The organism is Lachnoclostridium sp. An138 (genome assembly GCF_002160765.1).
Classification (GTDB): Bacteria; Bacillota; Clostridia; order Lachnospirales; family Lachnospiraceae; genus Laedolimicola; species Laedolimicola faecalis.
Map to the genome: position 1 here is coordinate 1 of NZ_NFLF01000045.1, position 4,644 is coordinate 4,644.

Here is a 4,644-nt window from a genome sequence, read left to right on the forward strand (position 1 = left end):
TTGATAGTTACTCAGCTTGAGCAGGATCCAGACCATAGACCTCTCTCATGGAAAGGTCTTTCGATGGATCGATGCTCTCAATGTTAATCTTATATGAATCGTAAGAAATACGATCCATGATGGCGTCTGCAAGAGTGCTCTCACCGCTGCAGATCTGCTGGTACCACTCGCTTTCCCGGAATTGGGAGCAGAAGATAGTCGATGACCTCTTCCTGCGTTTGTGGATCAGTTCGAAAAGATTTCTGGCTTCAGGTTCTGTCAGTTTGAGCAAAAGCCATTCGTCAATGATCAACAAGACTGGCTTGGTGTATTTCTTCAATACACTGGCAAAGATGCCAGAAGCCCTGGCGGCCTGCAGATCCAGCAATAGGTCCGGAAGCCGGACATACTTCACAGTATAGTAGTGTTTACAGGCCTCCATACCGAAGGCGCATGCCATATAGGTCTTACCACTTCCGGTGGCCCCGGTAATAAAAATGTTGCGGTACTCTGTGATGTATTCACAGGTCGCCAGACGGCTGAGCAAAGCTTTGTTCAGTTTTCGGCCGGATTGATAGTCAATGGCTGCAATACTGGCGTCTGGCTGCTCCAGTTCTGCCTGGCGGATCAGCTTTTTCAGCCGGTTGTTTTTTCGATTTGTATATTCAACATCAACCAGCATACCGAAGCGGTCTTCAAACGGGACTTCCTTCATTGTAGAATCATTCATCTGGATCCGAAAGGCATCTGCCATGGATGACAGGCGCATCTCGATAAGTTTATCAATGGTACTCTGATTGGTCATGATCTTTTACCTCCGTAGTATCTGGCACCTCTTGTAATGCCACGTGCCTGTGATTGCGTCTCAGATGAAATGGAATCCGGATTTTGGGAAACAGGATCGGAATCCTCTTTCATGGCAGCTAATAAATTTTTGATACTTTTATAACTGGGTGTTCTGGAATAAAGGAGCGCTCTTGAACAAGCTTCTTCCAGTTTGCTGGGAGAATGCTTCTCAGCCAGTTTCAGCAGCCCCATACAGCTTCTGTAGGTCTGCTGTTCCACCCTGCCGGAGGTCAGGATTGCATCAACCACCTTCCTTGTGTTGATTCCAATCGAATCTGCCCATCTGCGGAAGCGGTCACCATTCCATTCCAGATATTTCTGATGATCTGGCGGCATATGTTCCGTTACCGTGGAGTATTGGCCGCTCCTGCCATGGAGACGGCGATGCGAGGCAATCCGGTTGTGATGATAAAATATTTCAATCGTTGTTTCTGTTATGCGCACATCGACCTTATCTTTGATATACTGATAAGGCACGGAGTAGTACATCTTGTCTACTGCGATGTGATAGTTGAACTGGACAGTGGCCTGTTTCCACTCCGCCAGTTCGAAGGGTGTGGCAGGCAACGGTGCCAGCAATGGCTTTTCTTCCCCAAGAAATAAACTGAGCCTGCTACAATCCTTCTTTTGAAACTTCCTGGCATTGTAGGCATCCAGCTTTTCACGGATTGCAGTGTTTAATTCTGAAAGGGAGAAAAACTGTTCATTACGGAGGGCCGCAGTGACCCATGTGGAGATCTTGCCAACGGAACCTTCCACATTCGGTTTATCCTTGGGCTTCCGGATCCTTGCCGGAATAATGGCGACATTATAATGTTCTGCCATCTCATGGTAAGTAGCATTCAGTGCGGTCGTATACCAGTCGCTTTTCGAATGGTTCACCGCTGTAGAGCAGTTATCAGGGATCAGCATTGGTGTAATGCCGCCGAAGAATTCAAACATCTGGACATGCGCTTTAATCCAGTTGTCTGTCTTCTGATCCAGGTATGCCTTTACAAAGGCATACTGGCTGTAAGTAAGGACTCCTACAAAGATCCATGCCTCCGTGATCTCGCCGGTGTCTGGATCAATGAGCTGTGCCGGATCACCGGACCAATGTGCGTGGTAAGGTGATTTTACAGCCACAGGGTAAGGAGTTTTTTACATCACGCGGTAACGACTTTTTTACATGACAGGGTAAGGAGTTTTTTCCATCGTCCGGTAATCACTTTTTTACATCTCCTGCGGCGAGTTTTATCACAGGAGGAGTCAGCGGTTCATCCGATTTTGTATACTGTAAGCAGTACACAAGAGAGGAGACCTTTATGCTGACAAAAACAAAAATGCAGGAAATACAGGATCTAAAACTGCAAGGTTACACAAAAGCTGACATTATCAGATACTATGAAGCGCAGGGGCGCAAGCCTCCTAGCCGTCCCACGATCAGCAAGTATTATGACATGGATGTGCTCCCGGATGATCCCGGCGCTAAGCTCGCAAAACCAAAAACCTTTGACGCAGAGCCTTTCCGCAGCACGATTATCAGGATCCTTGAGGCGAACAGTGGGAAAAGTTTCTGTATGTCATCTGTTTACGATGTCCTGGAAGAAAAATTCATCGAAAACGGAGACTATGAAAAACTTCCCGGTAACCAGCAGACTCTCCGGAACTACATCCATTATCTTGAGGATTCCGGACAGGTCAACAGGGAACCGGAGCACCGCCGTATCTATGATTATGTTTTTGATACACCGCCCGGGGAACAGATGCTCATCGACTTCGGTGAGGAGACTCTCTCAAAAACAACGCACATCCATTTCATCTGCCTTTTGCTGCGTTACAGTCGTTTTTTATGCGTTTATGCACAGGATCACAAGTATAACTCGGAAGAAGCCTGTAAGGCGATCTATCATAGTTTCTGCAGGCTTGGAGGGCGCCCTAAAGAACTGGTCATCGATCAGGATGCCGTGTTTGTCGCCAGTGAAACCTATGGTGAAGTCATCAAGACCAGGACCTTTGAAGATTTCTGTACAGAACAGGATATCCGGCTCTGGGTGTGTAATAAGGCGGACCCGGAAAGCAAGGGACCTATCGAAAACTCTGTTGGGTTCGTGAAGAAAAACTTCTTCAGTGCACGGAAGGTCACCTGTATTGATGATGTATGGCGTTCCCTTCCCGGATGGCTGGAACGCAAAAACCAGCGGATCCACCGTTCCACCTTACGGGTCCCAAAAGCAGTCTACGACAGCGTTGAACGGTCAGCCATGCGGCCTCTTCTTCCATCCGTGTATGAAACATCTCCGAATACGTTCCGCACTTATGAAATCGCGGCAATGCCTTACGTCCTGTATAAATCTTGCAGGTATTCGGTTCCACGTGATTATGCTTTCAAAATGGTACGATTCAAAGTTGTCAGTGGGAAAATCCACATTTATGACGATCAGCTGAACTATATCTGTTCCCATAATCTCAGCGAGAGGAAAGGAAGTGTCAATCAGCTCCCGGAACACCGGAAACAGGACTCCGGAGACTGGATCGAGATCATGGAACGTCTCCGTGGGAAATGGAACTGCTATGACTTCCAGCACTTCATCAATGGTGTGAAAAAGGAAAATCCACGGCATATCTCCAAACAGCTTCGGGCAATTGAACAGTTCCTTGATTCTGAGAATCCGGATAAATCCCTGGTAGCGCAGGTGATGAAAGAATGCTGCCAGAAATACCGGTATCAGTTCTCACAGTTTAAAGTTGTTTACAGCCTTGCAAAAGCCGGCCGGGAACTGGCCACAGACGACTGCCGTGCCCAGGTTCCATCCGGCAGTGTCAGCTATACGGATCTTTCCGTTTATGCAAAAGCCTTTCAGGAACGCACAGAAAGGAAGGAGGCTGCTGCTCGATGAACCGTGAAATCTTAAAAAGTATGGATACCGGCCATATCCCCGTACAGCGGCTCACGGCCCTGCTTGAAACGTTCGCCTTGAAGCACGCGGCGCGTATGCTTCCGGATCTTCTGGAAACTGCAGATCTGCAGGTCTCCTCCTGCAGGGAATTCCTTCTGGCTGTTCTTGAGACCGAAGTCAAAGGTCGGAATGAACGGCGTCGGAAGCGCAACTATTCCGCAGCGCATTTTCCACCAAATATCCGACCATTGGAAGAGTTTGATCCGGAAGAGCTGGAGTCAGGTATCACCCACGCACAACTCTCCGTTTTGAAAGAATTATCTTGGCTGGACAACTGCGGAAACCTTGTCTTTGCGGGGCCTCCGGGCCTCGGTAAGACCATGGTTGCCTGTGGCCTTGGCCTACAGGCTGTCAACAGCGGCTATACTGTATGTTTTGAGAAGATGACCAGCCTGATCAAGATCCTTGATACCGCAGAGACAGAGCGTGCAGCCGGATTCCGGCTCAAAAATATCAAGAAAGCGCAGCTTGTCATCATTGATGAGATCGGCTACACACCGATCAGCCGCGGACAGGCAAACAGGTTTTTCACATTTATCAGTGATACCTATGAAACCAGTTCCATCATCTTTACCACCAACAAAGAGATCGTTGACTGGGCTGAGATGATGGGGGATCCGGTACTTACCACTGCAATGCTGGACCGAATCCTGCACCATGCCAAGTGTTACTCTTTCCGTGGGGAATCCTACCGGCTGAAGCACCCTGACCTTTACCCACAGGGAGAAACAGGGATGTAAAAAACTGCTTACCGAGTAAAGTAAAAAAGTGCTTACCTTACGATGTAAAAATCTGCTTACTAAGGTATGTAAAAAACTCCTTACCATACGGTGTAAAAAACATCTTACCTAACAATGTAAAAAAGTGGTTGACATTTGCA

Annotated in this window: 3 protein-coding genes and 1 pseudogene; 2 read left to right on the forward strand and 2 right to left on the reverse strand. The window is 47.8% G+C overall.

Going from position 1 to position 4,644, the window contains the following annotated elements:
* Nucleotides 1-7 precede the first annotated feature (7 nt).
* Nucleotides 8-784, reverse strand: a complete 777-nt coding sequence (gene istB, locus B5E82_RS17625; RefSeq protein ID WP_087308826.1) for an IS21-like element helper ATPase IstB — start codon at nt 782-784, stop codon at nt 8-10.
* Nucleotides 781-1,920 (reverse strand): annotated as a pseudogene (locus tag B5E82_RS17630) (IS21/IS408/IS1162 family transposase); the annotation flags it as partial. The pseudogene B5E82_RS17630 and the gene istB (B5E82_RS17625), both read right to left, overlap by 4 nt.
* Before the next feature lie 209 nt (nt 1,921-2,129).
* Here B5E82_RS17630 and B5E82_RS17635 point away from each other — a divergent pair.
* Complete coding sequence (locus B5E82_RS17635; RefSeq protein WP_087308827.1) at nt 2,130-3,704, forward strand: Mu transposase domain-containing protein; 1,575 nt, start codon at nt 2,130-2,132, stop codon at nt 3,702-3,704.
* Complete coding sequence (gene istB, locus B5E82_RS17640; protein WP_206415744.1) at nt 3,701-4,504, forward strand: IS21-like element helper ATPase IstB; 804 nt, start codon at nt 3,701-3,703, stop codon at nt 4,502-4,504. The genes B5E82_RS17635 and istB (B5E82_RS17640) overlap by 4 nt, the downstream gene beginning before the upstream one ends.
* Nucleotides 4,505-4,644 lie beyond the last annotated feature (140 nt).